This is a genomic window from Collinsella aerofaciens, assembly GCF_040910245.1.
In the GTDB taxonomy this organism is placed as follows: Bacteria; Actinomycetota; Coriobacteriia; order Coriobacteriales; family Coriobacteriaceae; genus Collinsella.
The window spans coordinates 1-16,210 of record NZ_JBDGAY010000018.1 but is presented as its reverse complement, the minus strand read 5'-3'; the positions used below and the strand labels follow the sequence as shown (position 1 = coordinate 16,210).

General features: G+C 60.3%; 13 protein-coding genes. All 13 read right to left on the bottom strand.

Annotation, left to right across the window (positions count from 1 at the left end; translation table 11 throughout):
• Positions 1-37 precede the first annotated feature (37 nt).
• The 13 genes from murG to AB5Z20_RS07110 all read right to left on the bottom strand — a co-directional run bounded on the left by murG (position 38) and on the right by AB5Z20_RS07110 (position 15,842).
• The gene (murG, locus tag AB5Z20_RS07170; RefSeq protein WP_368156782.1) at positions 38-1,153 is read right to left on the bottom strand and encodes an undecaprenyldiphospho-muramoylpentapeptide beta-N-acetylglucosaminyltransferase; all 1,116 of its coding nucleotides are present in this window, start codon (positions 1,151-1,153) and stop codon (positions 38-40) included.
• Complete coding sequence (gene ftsW, locus AB5Z20_RS07165) at positions 1,143-2,663, bottom strand: putative lipid II flippase FtsW (RefSeq protein WP_346964902.1); 1,521 nt, start codon at positions 2,661-2,663, stop codon at positions 1,143-1,145. The genes murG and ftsW overlap by 11 nt, the downstream gene beginning before the upstream one ends.
• A 9-nt stretch (positions 2,664-2,672) precedes the next feature.
• Positions 2,673-4,079, bottom strand: coding sequence for a UDP-N-acetylmuramoyl-L-alanine--D-glutamate ligase (murD, locus tag AB5Z20_RS07160; RefSeq protein ID WP_346964901.1), 1,407 nt, complete (start codon positions 4,077-4,079; stop codon positions 2,673-2,675).
• A 9-nt stretch (positions 4,080-4,088) separates the two neighbouring features.
• Positions 4,089-5,108, bottom strand: a complete 1,020-nt coding sequence (gene mraY / locus AB5Z20_RS07155; RefSeq protein WP_117746963.1) for a phospho-N-acetylmuramoyl-pentapeptide-transferase — start codon at positions 5,106-5,108, stop codon at positions 4,089-4,091.
• Positions 5,109-5,111: 3 nt separating this feature from the next.
• On the bottom strand, positions 5,112-6,536 hold the full coding sequence (locus AB5Z20_RS07150; RefSeq protein WP_368156781.1) for a UDP-N-acetylmuramoyl-tripeptide--D-alanyl-D-alanine ligase: 1,425 nt from the start codon (positions 6,534-6,536) through the stop codon (positions 5,112-5,114).
• A 125-nt stretch (positions 6,537-6,661) separates the two neighbouring features.
• Positions 6,662-8,362, bottom strand: a complete 1,701-nt coding sequence (locus tag AB5Z20_RS07145) for a peptidoglycan D,D-transpeptidase FtsI family protein (RefSeq protein ID WP_368156780.1) — start codon at positions 8,360-8,362, stop codon at positions 6,662-6,664.
• 182 nt (positions 8,363-8,544) lie between these two features.
• A complete protein-coding gene (locus tag AB5Z20_RS07140; RefSeq protein WP_368156779.1) occupies positions 8,545-9,015 on the bottom strand; it encodes a hypothetical protein in 471 nt (156 codons plus the stop codon).
• A gap of 90 nt (positions 9,016-9,105) precedes the next feature.
• Positions 9,106-10,071 (bottom strand): 16S rRNA (cytosine(1402)-N(4))-methyltransferase RsmH, encoded by a 966-nt coding sequence (rsmH, locus tag AB5Z20_RS07135; RefSeq protein ID WP_117636014.1) that lies wholly within the window; start codon positions 10,069-10,071, stop codon positions 9,106-9,108.
• A gap of 20 nt (positions 10,072-10,091) precedes the next feature.
• Positions 10,092-10,526, bottom strand: coding sequence for a division/cell wall cluster transcriptional repressor MraZ (locus AB5Z20_RS07130; RefSeq protein WP_035137949.1), 435 nt, complete (start codon positions 10,524-10,526; stop codon positions 10,092-10,094).
• Positions 10,527-10,988: 462 nt separating this feature from the next.
• Positions 10,989-11,930 carry a site-specific tyrosine recombinase XerD gene (gene xerD / locus AB5Z20_RS07125; protein ID WP_368134643.1) on the bottom strand — a complete coding sequence of 314 codons (942 nt, stop codon included), beginning with the start codon at positions 11,928-11,930 and terminating at the stop codon, positions 10,989-10,991.
• 2 nt (positions 11,931-11,932) lie between these two features.
• Entirely contained in the window at positions 11,933-13,594 is a 1,662-nt protein-coding gene (locus AB5Z20_RS07120) for a CTP synthase (RefSeq protein ID WP_271748368.1), read from the bottom strand.
• A 178-nt stretch (positions 13,595-13,772) separates the two neighbouring features.
• The gene (locus AB5Z20_RS07115) at positions 13,773-14,111 is read right to left on the bottom strand and encodes a hypothetical protein (protein WP_035137943.1); all 339 of its coding nucleotides are present in this window, start codon (positions 14,109-14,111) and stop codon (positions 13,773-13,775) included.
• Positions 14,112-14,360: 249 nt separating this feature from the next.
• Positions 14,361-15,842: a DUF1846 domain-containing protein gene (locus tag AB5Z20_RS07110; protein ID WP_006234276.1), complete on the bottom strand. Its 1,482-nt coding sequence runs from the start codon at positions 15,840-15,842 to the stop codon at positions 14,361-14,363.
• Positions 15,843-16,210: the final 368 nt, after the last annotated feature.

Genomic DNA, 16,210 nt, shown 5'->3' with positions numbered 1-16,210 from the left:
GCATCCGCGCGAGGGCGACCGGCGATATCCCGTCTAACTAACGCAATCCCTCTACCGCGTCGGCCAAAAGTGCGGCGGCACGGTCCTGGGCCAAGCCGCGCGCCGCCTGACGCATGGCATCACGCGCCGCAGCGTCATCGATCAGGTGCAGAAACTCGTCGGCAAAGGCAGGGGCATCGATATCGGCATCGGCGCAAAGCACGCCGGCACCGGCATCGACCAGGTAGCGCGCATTCGTGGTCTGGTGGTCGGCCGTCGCGTGCGGATACGGCACGAGTACCGAGGGCACGGCAAGCGCGGCGATCTCGGCCACGCTCGAGGCACCGGAACGCGAGAGCACCAAATCGGCCGCAGCCAGCATATCGCCCATGTTGTCGATGTAGGGCTGGACACGATAGCGCTTCGCCTCCTCGGGCGTCAGCGCCAAAGCGCGCTCGGTCTCCTCAAACCCGTCGGCACCCGTCGAATGCAAAATGAAGAGATTCTCGCGGGTCAGCAGCTCACTCTTGAGCGAGGCAACGCGCTCGTTGAGATGCTGAGCACCGAGCGAACCACCAAAGACGAGCAGAAGCGTCGCGTCCTCGGGCACACCGAGCGTCTTACGACCGCGGGCGCGATCGCCCTCGATCACCGAACGACGCACAGGATTGCCCGTCATGAGCACATGGTCGGGGTCGCCCTCGCGCTCAAAGACCGCACGGGCCGCAGGTACCGAAATGCACACGCGGGCGGCATGTGAGCTCATCATCTTATTGGCCAGACCCGGAACAGAGTTCTGCTCGTGCAGCAGATACGGAACGCCGGCGCCCTTGCACCAACCCAGCAGCGGGACCTCAACGTAAGCACCAAAGCCGATAGCGGCATCGGGCTTACCGACCTTCGAGAAGTGACGGGCAAGCGCACGCTTCGCCTTGTTGACGCGCCACAGCGAGGTCAGCGCCGTCCAGGGACGGGAGCGATCGAAACCCGTGACCGTGATGGGCACAAAATCGAATCCGGCCTCGGGAACCAGACGACCCTCGAGCTTGCGCGACTGGCCCACGAACACAACGTGATGACCGCGGTCACGCAGTTCCTCGGCCAAGGCGAGCGCGGGGTTGATATGTCCTGCCGTGCCGCCAGCTGCAATAGCAACGGTCATCTTATCGGTCATGGTAATCCCTTCGTACACGCGGTCCCTGGTCATCGGTGCGCAAACGCGCCGACGGGTCCGAATTCAAATCGATTCGATTATATCCACCGCCCGCATTACGAGGAGTGGGGCGCTGCGGACGACCTTGCGGCGCCATTCGCTGACGCGGACGGGCTGCCGGCTCGGTCGCAGAGCCATCCAGGACGGTAAAGCCGTTACGCGAAGATCGCTCGCCGCGCACGTGGGGCACGCCGGCGGTACTCTCATCCATAACGGCAAAGCTCTCGCGGCGACGGTCGTATTCATCGCGACGGGCGCTCTCATACGAAACGCGCAGGATCAGACCGGCGAGCATAAGCGACACAATAATCGACGAGCCGCCGTAGCTAATAAACGGCAGCGGCTTGCCCGTCATGGGAAACACATTGAGAATGCCCAGCGCGTTGATCAAAAACTGCACCGCAAGGATGACCGCGGAACCCGATGCCATAAGTGCTCCGCGACGGTCGGTCGCCTGCTCGGCAATACGAAACGCCGAGTAGATCAGCATCGCGAACACCAAGAAGAACAGCACGGTTCCGATAAAGCCAACTTCCTCGCCGATAATAGCCAAGATGTAGTCGTTATGCGCCTCGGGCAAATACGAGTACTTCATGGTGGAGTTACCGATACCGCGACCGAACAGGCCGCCCGAGGCAAACGCCATAATGGCAAGCGTGGCCTGATAGCCATCACCATATTCGTCTGCCCAAGGATTCCAAGCAACCTCGACACGCGTCATACGATACGGCTCGGCGATAAGGGCGATCGCAATGACGGCGATGCCGGCAACGACCGTCCAAACGATATATTTGGGGTCCAATCCCGCAAACAACGCCATGCACATGAGGGTCAGCAAGATGATCAGAACGGTGCCAAAATCGGGCTGAACAAAAATCAGAAAGAGCGAAATGCCCAGGTAGACACCCATCTTGCGAAGAAACTCGTTGATGTTGCCGCCGGGCGAAAAGATGCGGTCGAGCATGATGGCCGAATACGCGATGGCGAACGGCTTTAAAAACTCAGACGGCTGGAACTGAATACCGGCGATGTTGAGCCAGCGCGTGGCGCCACGACTGCCGCTACCCATAAAGAACACCAGAACCAGTAGCCCTATCATGCCCATGAGGAAGATCCTGAGCACGTCTTCCCCAAACCAACTGTCCGGCAAGATGCGCACGATGGCAACCATAGCCAGCACGCCAACTCCGGCAAACGCGGCTTGTCGAAACAGGAAAAACGTCGCCGAACCATTCTCGTGCAGTGCCTCGACCGAAGATGCCGAGTACACCATCAGCAAGCCAAAGCAAACCAAGCTAAACAGGCAAGCCATAAATATCAAACGGGGGCGCATGATGCGGGCGGGGACGCCGGCAATATAGCGCTCACTGAACGTCTGCCCGCCGCGTCCGGAACGCGGCGTGCTACGCAGCGAGGAAGCACGGTCCGAGTCGGGCCTCCTCATATCACTTCGGGGGCTCTCCTCTCTCACCGGCAACCCCTATTCCGTTTGCGATTTCGCTGCTGCGGCAAGCTGGACAACGTAGTCCTTAAACACGCGACCGCGCTCCTCGTAGCCCGAGAACTCGTCAAACGAAGAGCAGGCGGGCGAAAGCAGGATCACGTCGCCGCGGCTCGAGAGTGAGCGGGCAACGTCAACGGCATCGCGCAGATCATCGGCCTGGGCGATATCCACGTCACCATCGACATCGGCCTCGTCCATAGCGGCGGTAAAGCGCTCGCGCGCATCGCCAAAGCAAACGACCGAGCGCACGTTGTCCATAACGACGCGGGCAAAGTCCGCAAGCGGCGTACCCTTATCGTGGCCGCCGAGCAGCAAAATCACATCGTCGTCGGGAAACGCCGTCAGGGCCTTTTCGACTGCATCGGTGTTCGTTGCCTTGGAATCGTTGACGTAGCGCACGCCATCGATCTCGCCACAGGGTTCCACGCGGTGTTCGAGTGGCTGGAACGATGTCAAACCGCGGCAAATGCCCTCGGGATCGGCACCGACGGCCAGAGCAGCCGTGGCGGCACATAGGGCATTGATGACATTGTGATGGCCCGAGATCTTGAGCTCGGACGTGGCGACAAGCTGAGTCTCGACACCCCTCAGGCGCACGACCATCTTACCGTCGCGCACAAAGGCGGCGTCTGCACCCTCGGGCTCGTCAAAAGCGACCTTGCAGATACGGCGACCCGGTGTGTAGATGTACTCATCGAACTCATGGATGCCGGCATCCTCGACGTCGATAACCACGAGGTCGTCGTCGACCATATTCTCGAACAACTTGATCTTGGCAAGCGCATAGTTCTTGTGGCTCTTGTGCCAGCCCAGGTGGTCGGGCGTGATGTTGAGCAGCACCGCCACGCGAGGATGAAGCTCGGCTGTCGTAGCAATCTGATAACTCGACAGCTCGGCCACAAACCACTCATTGTGTGCGCGGCCGTCGATCTCGTTCACCGGCGGCTCGCCGATATTGCCGACGGCCACGCTGGCTTCACCGGCGGCCTTGAGCAGATAATCGGTCAGCGACGTGGTAGTTGTCTTGCCGTTGGTGCCCGTGATGGCGATCCAATTTTGGGGAGACAGGCGATAGGCAAACTCGGGCTCGCCCATAATCTGAGCGGCATGCTCACGCCCAGCCTTAAAGAAGGCCGAGAACTCCGAGATACCCGGGCATGTCACGCACACGTCATAGGCACCCTCGACCTGCTCGGTGCCGTAGACAAACGACGCGCCCTGCGCCTCGAGCGCACGCGTGGCTTCATTGGGCTCGGAGCTACCGCCGCCATACACGGTCGTGGCACTCACGCGCTCGGGGTGAGCCAACGCCCAACGGGCGACATCGAGACCGGATTTACCCTGCCCCAAAACAAGCAGGCTAAAGACATCAGCAAGAGGCATGAAAGACCACTATCCCAACTGGAAGAACAGGGCGAGGCCAACGGCGCCAAAGGCCGCGGCGATAATCCAAAAACGGATAACGACCTTGGTCTCGGCCCAGCCCTTCTTTTCGAAATGATGATGAATGGGCGCCATAAGGAAGACGCGCTTGTGCGTAAAGTGGAAATAGACAACCTGGATCATGACCGACAGAGTCTCGACGATAAACAGACCGCCGATGATGAGGGAAACGACTTCGGTGTTGGTCATGATGGAGGTGCAGGCAAAAGCGGCACCCAGGGCAAGCGAGCCGGTATCGCCCATAAAGATGCTCGCCGGGTAGCAATTGAACCACAAAAAGCCCAGGCAGGCACCGGCGCACGCCGTGCAGAAGATGGACAGGTTCACGTCACCGTGCAAAAACGCCATGGCGGCCATGGCGAGCATGGCGATCATGGAAGTGCCACCGGCAAGGCCGTCCAGACCATCGGTCAGGTTCACGGCATTGGAAAGACCGGCGATCATCAGCCAGCAAAATACAATGTAGAGCCACGGGAACGAAAGGCCGCAGATGGTGGTCGAAAGAACACCGAGGTCAATCGTCAGGCCGCCGGGAAAACGAATCTCGGGGGCGACGCCGCACCAATTGACGGCGAGCACGGTAAAAGTGACGCAGATGATGGTCAGACCGATCATCTTGGCGTGAGGCGTCAGGCCGAGCGAGCGACCATGCGTGACGGAGGTCAGGTCGTCGATGAGACCCAGAACGCCGGTGGCCAGCGTGGCAAGCAGCACGAGCACGAGCTCGGTGGTGAGCTTGCCCATCAGCAGGCAGGTCAGCGATATCGCGACAAGGATGATGACGCCGCCCATGGTCGGCGTACCCTGCTTAATCAAATGACGCTTGGGGCCGTCGGCTCGGACCTGTTGGCCGATACCCTCGACCTTCAGCAGCTTGATCCACCACGGCATAAGCAGCAGCGCAATGGCGGCAGCGATGCCAAGTCCCAAAAAGGCCTGATACGTAGGATACGAGGGATTGCCGAACATGGGCTAGCACACACCTTCCACAAAGCGGTCGAGCTCAACAAAACGGGAACCCTTGACCAGTACAACATCATGATTTTCAAGCGCGCCGCCCATGCGGTCGAGCACCTGCTGATAATCGGAGAATACCTGGATGCGGTCCTCATCCATACCCATCATACGTGCGGCATCGGCCATGAGCTGAGCCAGCTCGCCGCCGACGCACGCGAGCATGTCGAGCTTCTTGGCGGCGGCATAGGCGCCCACGAGCTCATGCATGCGGGGAGCCTCGTCGCCCATCTCGCCCATCTCGCCCAGGATCGCCATGCGCGAACCGTCACATGAAAGCGAGCACAGCAAATCGAGGCCGGCAGCCATAGACTCGGCACTGGCGTTATAGGAGTCGTCGATGATGCGCGCTCCGCTCTTGGCGCGCTTGATCTCCTGACGGTGACCGGTGATCGTAAGGCCCCTAAAGGCAGCATCGATCTGCTCGGGCGTCACGCCCAGACGATAGCCGACAGCGGCGGCCTTGACGGCATTGGGCACGGACTGCACGCCGGGAATGGCCAGCATGGTATCGACCGTGTCGCCCTGACCAAAGTCGAGCGTAAAGACCGGATGGCCCTCGTCGTCGACGCGAATGTCGCGTGCGCGGACCTCGTCGTCGTCCGAGACACCGGCCAGCATCACGTCAATACCCGCAGGCTGGGCGAACGTATCGCGAATGAACGGCGTAAAGTCGTCCTCGCCGCCCAACACCAGCAACGGCGAGAAGTCGCCGGCGGTGCACATGCCCTGGACAATCTCGGACTTGGCGCGGGCGATGTTCTCGCGGCTGCCCAGAATACCGATATGGGAGGTTCCGATCTTGCTCACGATGGCAAGATTGGGGTTGGCAGACTGGGACAGGCGCTCAATCTCATGAAAATGGTTCATGCCCATCTCGAGCACCAGAACCTCGGTATCGGCCGGAGCGGAAAGCACCGTGAGCGGCATGCCGATCAGGTTGTTGAAATTGCCCTTGGTGGCCCAGACGCGATAACGCTTGGCGAGCACGGCGGCGAGCACGTCCTTGGTCGTCGTCTTGCCAATCGAACCGGTAATGCCGACGACCAGGCAGCCAAGCTCCAAGCGATATACATGCGCCAGGCGCAGCAAGAACTCCTCGGGGTCGTCGGTCAGCAAGATGGCGCATCCCTTGTCCTGCGCCAGCGAAACCAGCTCGGCATCGGGTTCGCGCGTCATCACGACGGCACCGGCACCCGACTCAATGGCACGGGAGGCAAAATCATTGCCGTCGACCTTTTCGCCGGGGAAGGCGACAAAGATCGTCCCCTCCTCGACCTGACGCGAGTCGATAACGCACCCGCGGCATACCCGATCGACTTCTTCCGTCACGGTTCGGGCCCCCGTTGAGGCCGCGAGGTTGTTGACGGCGATCTCTATCATTGCAGCTCCCCTGTAAACCTAATAATGCTATCGGCGTATTGTATCCCAGTGCCATGCGCGCGTGGTGCAGGGCATGTGAACACCCTTCAGATCAAACGGCAGACCACGCTCAAGATTGTAACCCCCTACTTCGTCCGCGGGATTCCCAGCACGTCGAGCGCGTTGGCCATAATGGACTGGAATGGCACCGCGGCGGCATCCGAGCCGCTCGGCGTTCCATCGAGTGTGATATAGCACAGCACCTTGGGCGATTGTGTCGGCGCAAAGCCCATAAAGGACGACATGTAGTTCTCCTTGAGGTAACCGCCGTTCTCGTCAGCACGCTCGGCCGTACCGGTCTTGCCCGCCACGTCATAGCCATCGACCGCACCGCCAACACCCGTGCCTTCGGACACGACCGTCTGCATGCACGATGTCACCTGGGTGGCAGCGTCCTCCGAAATCGCACGCTCGCCTTCGCCCCAGTCCTTCTCATCGCCCTTGCTGGACTTATAGAAGTGCGGAGTCATCATCACGCCGCCGTTCGCGATGCCGCCCACGGCACGTGCGACCTCAATCGGCGAGACGGACAGCGCCTGGCCAAAGCTCATCGAGCCCAGCGTGGCGCCGTCGTACTGGTCGCGCTCCTTGACGATGCCCAGACTCTCACCCGGAAAATCGACACCGGAGCTATGACCGATACCCCACTTGTCCACATAGGTGGCAAAATCATCGGCACCGATCTTGCGTCCCACCAGGACAAAGCCCACATTGGACGAACGGCGCATCATCTCGCGCACGTCCATGGTCATGGTGTAGTCGCGCTTATCGGCGTCGGTAACGGTGTCGTCGCCAACCTTAATGCTCGCCGGCACCTCAAACGACGTGCTCGAACGCACGGCGCCCAAGTCGAAGCCGGCACCGGCCACGAGCGTCTTAAAGACCGAGCCGGGCTCGTAGGCATCGGTAACCAGGCGCAAGTTCATGTCCTCGGTCTTGGCGTTTTCCAGATCGGTCTGGTCATATGTCGGATACGAGCATGCCGCCAGAATCTCGCCCGTCGTGGGATCGGTGACCAGGGCCGAGCCATTCTTGGCCTTGGTCTTTTCGACCGCCTCGGCCAGGGCGTCCTCGGCGGCACGCTGGATATTGACATCGAGCGTCGTCACGATGTCCACGCCGTCCACCGCGGCAACCTTCTTATAGGCGCCGCCCGCGATATAGCTACCGTCCCTCGCCCGCTCGCGCACCAGCGAACCGTTGGTTCCGGTCAAAAGCTTGTTGTACTGTTTTTCGAGGCCCGTCAGACCGTCGTTGTCCACGTTTACCACGCCAAGCACCTGCGATGCCAGGTTGCCGTAGGGGTACACACGCTTCATGGCCTGCTCAAAGAGCACGCCTGGCAGGTTCTTCTTCTCCAGCGCCGCGACATCATCCTCGTCCACCTGACGTTTGATATACACCCAGGTGCCATCCGACTCAACGAGCTCGCGACAGGTCTTTTTATCGATGCCCGTAGCTTTGACCAGTGCCGATACCGTCTTGTCAACGTCCTCGATAAGCTGAGGATTCACGGCGATGTTGCGGCATTCGACCGACGACGTCAGCACGTTGCCGTTACGGTCGTAGATGGTACCGCGCTTGGCATACAGCGTCTGCGCAAGCAAGCGACGTGCATCGGCGCGGTCGCGTAACTTATCGGCTTCCACGATTTGATAGTCGGCAAGGCGAAGGACGCCCAAACCCAAGCCAAACCCGATGAAGCCCATGACGGCTTTGCGACGGGGCAGCGGCGTGCCCGTGAGCCATTCGGTCGACGAGCTCTTGCGCGGTCTGGTGTTATGCATTTGAGGACCACTCGAGCCACGGAGACGCGACGCAGGGTCGTTGCCATAGGACGGCCTCGCGTTGTAAGATGGCCGACCCGTTCCTTGATAACCAGAACGTCCCCGCGATGAGGGACGTCCAGAACCGCGACCCCCGTCGGAGCCGCGGCGATAGTCATTTGTCATACTCAGCTACCGTCTTGTTACTGAGCGGTCGCGGTCGAGCTAGCGCCCGCGGCTGCATCCTGCGAAAAATCAAGTGTAACGCTCTCGCTGGGCTCCACCATGCCATAAGCGCCCGCAAGGTCGCGAATGCGCGTGTCGGCACCATAGACCGAATGCATGACCTCCAGGTCGGAGCTCTCGTCGGTCGCCTTCTCGAGCGTGTTGGTAAGCGCGGCGTTGTTGTTGAGCACCTGGGCCGTAACGCCGGCGAGCGCCACACGGGCGACACCGATCGTCATGAAGATGGCCGCAATGATGCAAAACGTTTTAAGAACGCTCATGAAAACCGGGCTTACCGCCTGGTTTGCCTGACGGCCCGCGCCCGTGTAGACATCAAAGCGCGGCGTGCGCTGCTCGCGGGGAGCAACGGGGGCCTGCGGTGCCTCACGATAGGCGGGCATGGCGTTCATATCATAGGCGAGTGCTGCGTTTGAGGTGTTGTAGCCCATGATATGCCGCCTCCCATCCCGAGTACGTTGGTAGTGTGTTTAAGCTTCGTTTGTGGTACGAGCGGGAGGTCCAATATCGCGCGGTCGCGTCTACAGACGCTGCGCCACGCGGATCTTGGCTGATCTCGCCCGAGGGTTGCGCGCAACCTCATCGGGTTGGGCAACCAGGGGTTTGCGGGTGATGACCTTGAGTATCGGCACGTTGCCGCACACGCACACCGGAATCTCCGGCGGACACGTGCACCCCTGGCTCATCTCCTTAAAGTGGTTCTTTACGATACGGTCCTCGAGCGAGTGATACGAGATGACGCAGATGCGTCCGCCCGGGTTGAGCCACCTTGTGGCGGCGTCAAGCCCTCGCTCGAGCACATCGAGTTCGTGATTGACCTCGATGCGAATGGCCTGGAAACTTTTCTTGGCTGGGTGTCCGCCATGCCGACGAGCGGCAGCGGGGATACCAGCCTTGATGATCTCGACAAACTGACCGGTGGTTTCGATCGGCTCATGCTCGCGGCGGCGCACGATCTCACGCGCGATCTGCGAGGCGAACTTCTCTTCGCCATAGACGCGTAGAATCCGGGCGAGGTCGTGTTCGTTATAGGTGTTGATGACCTCAGCTGCGTTTAAGGTGTTGTTACCCGGATCCATCCGCATGTCCAATGGGGCGTCCTCGTTGTACGAAAAGCCCCTGCCAGGGATATCGAGTTGCGGCGACGAAACGCCCAAGTCGAACAGGAAGCCATCGACCCCGGGCACCTCGGCCGAGCAAAGCAGCTCGTCCAAGTCGCCGAAGTTGCCCTTCAGCAGCTGGTGCGGTACGCCGGGAACCTCGCGGTCCAGACGGGCGCCAGCGGCCTCGAGGGCCATGTCGTCCTGATCGACGCCGAGCAAAAGGCCGGTCTCCCCCACCTGCGCGGCCATCTTTACCGAATGGCCGGCACCGCCAAGGGTGCAGTCGCAGACGACGGAGCCGCTCTTTAGCTGCAGCGACTCAAGCACTTCGCCGAGCATGACAGGTTCATGCCGATATTCTTGTGTCAAGATCCCACGCTCCATCCGTTACTCGTGCCTTGCCCTTACGAGAAGAAGAGGTCCAGCAGGGCCTCGTCGTCATCGTCCTCATCGGCCGTAGCGCGGTCCCAAACCTCGAGGTGGTCGTAGTTGCCCACAACCGTGACCTCGCGGTCGAGATTCGCCTGCTTGCGGAGAGACTCAGAAAGACCGATACGACCCGCGCTGTCCACATCCATCGACGTGGTGCGCTTGTTGATCGCCCTCATGAGCTTCTGGTCGTTGATGTCACGCGGGTTAAAACCCTCGTGGCCCTCACGACCCGCGAAGAGTCCTTCGACCCACTTATCGAAGGCCTCGGCAGAGAACACGTACAGAGCATCGACATCCAGGGCTTTGAACACGCGAACGTGCTCTCCAAGCTCCTCGCGAAGGGGTGCAGGCAGGGACAGACGACCTTTTGCATCGAGATTGCGCTCGTATGCACCCGTCATTCCCATGTGCGCCCTCCCCTCGGTTACTCAGATGGCACGTACGCGGGGAACCACCCCGCCTGTCGACGTCATCAATAATATGGGGAACCGCCCCATTTTTCAACACCTTTCCCCACCCCTTCCCCCACCCCACCCCACCACTCCACCCCCAATATGTTGTAAAACACCCCCGAGCATATGTTCGAAAACACAATATGTTGTGTTTACAGCAAAGGCGGGATGCCACCTGTAGAACCACGCCCGCGAACCTCAACCTTCAAGTTGACCTTGAGGCGATTTTTACGTCCCTTTACACACCGTTCACATCGCCCCCAGACTCCCCCACCCACGGTACACACAGCCCACCACCGCGTCGGTGTCTAGCGAAAAATGGGACGGGCCCCAGATTGCCCATGCGCGCAAAAGTGCGTCTCGGCAATCTGGGGCCCGTCCCCTTTAATATTTATAAATATGCAGGTCAACGAGGTGCTAGCGATGTGCCAGCGGATGCGCCGCCAGATAGACCTCGGTCAGTTGCGTGCGGTCGACATGCGTGTAGACCTGCGTGGTCGAAATATCGGCATGGCCCAAAATCTCCTGCAGCACACGCAGGTCGGCACCGCCCGCGAGCATGTGGGTGGCAAAGGAGTGGCGCAGAGTGTGGGGGTGGAGCCCAACCAGCCCCACCTGGCGCCCATACCGCTCGCATATCGCATGCACGGCCTGGCGCGACAGGCGACGTCCGTTCTTATTTAAAAAGACCGCCGAGGTCTCCGTCCCGTGAGCATGCGCGGCCAGGAGAGTGCGCCCGTCACCTATATAGTGTGTCAAGGCGCGAGCCGCGCTTCCCACCAACGGGGCCAGACGCTCCTTGGAGCCCTTACCGCGCACCAGGACAAACCCGTCATCGATATGGATATCGCCCACATCGAGCCCAACCAGCTCACTCACACGCAAACCGCATCCGTAGAGCACTTCCAAGATGGCATGATCGCGCAGCCCCATCTCACCCTCGGGAAAGTCTTGATCGAGCAGTGCCGAGACATCCTCCACCGAAAGGTATTCCGGCAGGCGATCTGCCTTTTTGGGCAGGCGCAACGCCGCCGTCGGGTTTTGGGCCACGGCCCCATCGCGCACCAAAAAGGCATGCAGGCCCTTCACGGCAGCAAGCGCGCGCTCCACCGAGGCGTCGGAATAGCCTCCGTCGCGGCGATCGGCAACAAAGTCCTCCACGACCTGACGGGTCACATCTTCAAAAGACGCGATGTCAGCTCGCTCCAGATAGGCGCAGTACGTCGTCAGGTCACGACGGTAGGCCGCAATCGTATTGCGCGCCAAACCCCGCTCGACCGCAAGGTAATCGAGATACTCCCCCGCCGCCACGGCGAGCGACGAGGGAGTAGCTTCGGTATGTTCCTTATTCGCCGGCACCCTTAGTCCGTAGCGAGGTTCTTGGGCGTCACCTGCAAGCGATCGACGCCCTCATGCTGGCCGATCGAGGCGCGCACGAACTCGCGGAACAGCGGCTGCGGGTTGGTCGGGCGGCTCTTGAACTCGGGATGAGCCTGGGTGGCCACATACCACGGATGCACGTCGCGCGGCAGCTCGACCATCTCGACCAGACGCTCGTCGGGTGAAAGACCCGAGATTACCAGACCGGCGTCCTCGAGCTGGTCACGGAAGGCGTTGTTGAACTCAAAACGGTGACGGTGACGCTCGTAGACGAGCTCCTCACCATAGGCCTCGCGAGCGAGGGTATCGGCGGCAAGCTTGCACGGATAGGCGCCCAAACGCATGGTGCCGCCCTTCTCGGTCACGTCCTCCTGCGAGCTCATCAAGTCGATGACACTATACGGGCCATCCGGATCGAACTCGGAAGAGCTGGCGCCGGCAAGGCCGACCACGTTGCGGGCAAATTCGCACACGGCCACCTGCATACCCAGGCAAATGCCCAGATACGGAATCTTGTGCTCGCGGGCGAACTCGGCCGCGAGGATCTTGCCCTCCAGGGCGCGCTTGCCAAAGCCGCCAGGGACCAAGATGCCCGAGGCGTCACCCAGGACCTCGGAGACGTTCTGCTCATCGAGGCTCTCGCCATCGACCAGCTGCACGTCAACGTGGCGATCGTAGAACACACCCGCGTGGTGCAGGGCCTCGATAACCGACAGGTAGGCATCGGGCAGCTGCGTATACTTGCCCACGACGGCGATCTTCACCTTGTCGGCGTGCTGGTTGGCATGGTTCTGCTTGCGCAGGAACTCGTTCCACTGACTCATGTCGCGCTCACGCGGGTCAAGACCCAGACGCTCGCAAATGCGCAGGTCAAAGTCCTGCTCGGCGAGCAGCTGCGGAACATCGTAGATGCTCGCGCAGTCCTCGTTGGTAAAGACACAGTCGGTGTCGACGTCGCAGAAGCTTGCAATCTTGCCGCGGATGGCGTCGTCGATATGGTGATCGGAGCGCAGGACGATAATATCGGGCTGGATACCAAAGCTGCGGAGCTCCTTGACGGAGTGCTGCGTCGGTTTGGTCTTGACCTCGTGGGCGGCGGCGATATAGGGAACGAGCGAAACGTGGATGTAGCAGACGTTCTCGGGGCCGGCCTCCTTGCGATACTGACGGATGGCCTCGACAAACGGCTGCGACTCGATGTCGCCGATGGTGCCGCCCAACTCAGTGATGACCACATCGGAGCCGGTCTGCTCCTCAATACGACGGAACTTATCCTTAATGGCGTTCGTGACGTGCGGAATCACCTGCACGGTGCCGCCCAAAAAGTCACCGCGACGTTCACGGGCGATCAGGCTCTTATAGATGGCACCAGTCGTAAAGTTGGAATCGCGGGTCAGGTTCTCGTCAATAAAGCGCTCGTAGTGGCCCAGGTCCAGATCGGACTCGTAGCCGTCCTCGGTCACAAAGACCTCGCCATGCTGGAACGGGCTCATGGTGCCGGGGTCGACGTTCAGATACGGGTCGGCCTTTTGCATCGTCACCTTGTACCCGCGCGACTTGAGCAGACGGCCCAGCGAGGCCGCGGTAATACCCTTGCCCAGAGACGAAACCACGCCGCCGGTCACGAACACATGCTTGGTCATATTGAGTTACCTGCGCTTCCCGTAGAAGTTGTCCATACACATCTTACGGGTCTTCATTGTAATACTCGCGACGCGCGCCGCACGCAATTTTTCTTACGCGCAATCGCATTTCTCCATCTCGAAACAAAACGCCGTCCGGTTGCCCAGGCGGCGTCGTTTCCACTATGAATGCGCGCCGTTATCGATCGGCGACTTCGTCCTTGATCAAGTCCTGCACGAGTATGCCGGCACGGATGCCCTCTAGATACCATTCGCCACGCTCCGTGAGACAAATACCATTTGCGAGCTGGCCGCCGTCGTCGCTGTAGCGCGAGACGACCTCGATGATGTCTTCGGATTCCAAGCGTTCAATTGCCGCGCGGGCGCGATACGGAGACACCCCCACACGCTCGGCAAGCGTCTTGCGCGAAAAGCCATAAAATCCGCCGTTGTCTTCGGACTGCTGTGCGATCTCCATCAGCACCTGCACCTCGACGCGCTTCATATCGTTGACACTCGCACGACCCTTGCCAGCCATGGCAGCCTCCTCAAACCGAGCACGGGCATCACCTGCACCGTGCGCGACCGGCACACCCCATGATGGCCGGCAACATCCATCATGCGGCATCCCCGCAAAAGGATGAAACAATTAGGGTTATTGTATACCGCCCAAATCACTTATAGGCAGGTAAGCGGGCTATTTTTAGGTTAAACGGTAGCTTTGTTGATAAAAGGGGCACACCGAATGCATACCCGATGTGCCCCTTTCAGACCAATTTATCCAGGCTTAGCGGTGGAAGAAACCACGGCGCTCGAACTTGGGCTCACAGCACACGTTGATGCCCAGCTTGCGCAACACCGTCTCGTCCGTCGGCGAGATGATTACGCTAAAGAAGGCATCGCAGCCGCGCAGCTGCTCCAGGCCCGAAAGGACGCGGGCCGCCGTCTCGCTCGTTGCCGAGGTGATCGAGAGCGCCATAAGCGTCTCGTCAGTGTGCAGGCGCGGGTTCTTGCTACCCAGGAAATGCGTCTTGAGCTTGCTGATAGGCTCGATCGCCTCATCACTAATGACCTCGAGCTCAAGGTCAACGCCCGAGACATGCTTAAGTGCATTCATGATGAGCGAGCTCGCGGCGCCCAGGCGCGTGGAAGTCTTGCCGGTCACCACGGAGCCATCGGGCATGACCATGGCGCCTACGGGGCCACCCGTCAGCTGCTCCCTGGTAAGGGCGGCCGAGCGTGCCGGCGAGTAATTCTTGTCGATACCAGCCTTCTTCATAATGATCTTGAGACGGTCGACTTGCTCATCGCCCACGCCGGTACGGCGCACATTTTCGACCGCGGTAAAGTAGCGGCGGACGATCTCCATCTTGGAAGCGTCGCGGCAGGCATCGTCATCGGTGATGGCAAAGCCGACCATATTGACGCCCATGTCCGTGGGGCTCTGGTAGGGGCTCTTGCCCAGGATCTTTTCCATCAGGGCACGGACCACCGGGAAGGCCTCGACGTCGCGGTTGTAGTTGACCGTAGTCTTGTTATAGGCCTCCAAGTGGAAGGAGTCGATGATATTCGCATCGTCGAGGTCGGCCGTGGCGGCCTCATAGGCGATGTTGACCGGATGCGTGAGGGGAAGGTTCCAGACCGGGAAAGTCTCGAACTTGGCGTAGCCGGCGGCGGTGCCGTGCTTGTGCTCGTGATAGAGCTGAGACAGGCAGGTGGCGAGCTTGCCCGAGCCGGGGCCGGGCGCGGTGACCACGACGAGCGGACGAGTGGTCTCGACAAACTCGTTCTTGCCATAGCCGTCGTCGGACACGATCAGGTCGACGTCGTGGGGATAGCCCTCGATGGGATAGTGCAGCTTGGCAGGAATGCCGAGCGCGTTCAGGCGATTGCGGAAGACGTCAGCGGCGGGCTGGCCGGCGTACTGGGTGATAACCACGGCCGCGACAGCAAAACCGTTGCCGCGGAACAGGTCGACCAGGCGCAAGACGTCCTCGTCATAGGTAATGCCCAGGTCGCCACGGGCCTTATTCTTCTCGATGTGGTTCGCGTTGATCGCGATGATGACCTCAACGTCATCGGCAATGCTCTTGAGCATGCGGAACTTGCTGTCCGGTTCAAAACCCGGCAGCACGCGACTCGCGTGATAGTCGTCAAACAGCTTGCCGCCAAACTCCAAATACAGCTTGCCGCCAAACTGCGAGATGCGCTCCTTAATATGAGCGGCCTGCAGCTCGATATACTTCGCGTTGTCGAAACCCTGGCGCATGTATGGCTCCCGTCCCGTTTCCATTTAATGTTCTAGGCGATTATAACGGAGCCCGCCCTCCCCGATACCCAGACCATCAACAGGCACCAACCAAACACGCCATCAATAAGTTGCGGTGAAATAATTCCCGTTTAACCCCTCAAGACGGCCAAACAGGAACTATTCCACCGCAACTTCCCCTTTTGGCGCGAAGTAACCTGACCCCATTGCACCAGCGAACGGGCGCCAGAGCGAGCAAGCAGCCCCCTGCACCAACAATGGCAGCGCCGCAGGTGGAGCAAACGTCAGCGAAAGCCCGCCAGAGCGAGCAAGGTGACGTGAAAGAGGAGGGCATAGGCCTTTTGGCCATGCCCGACGATTGAACGTCA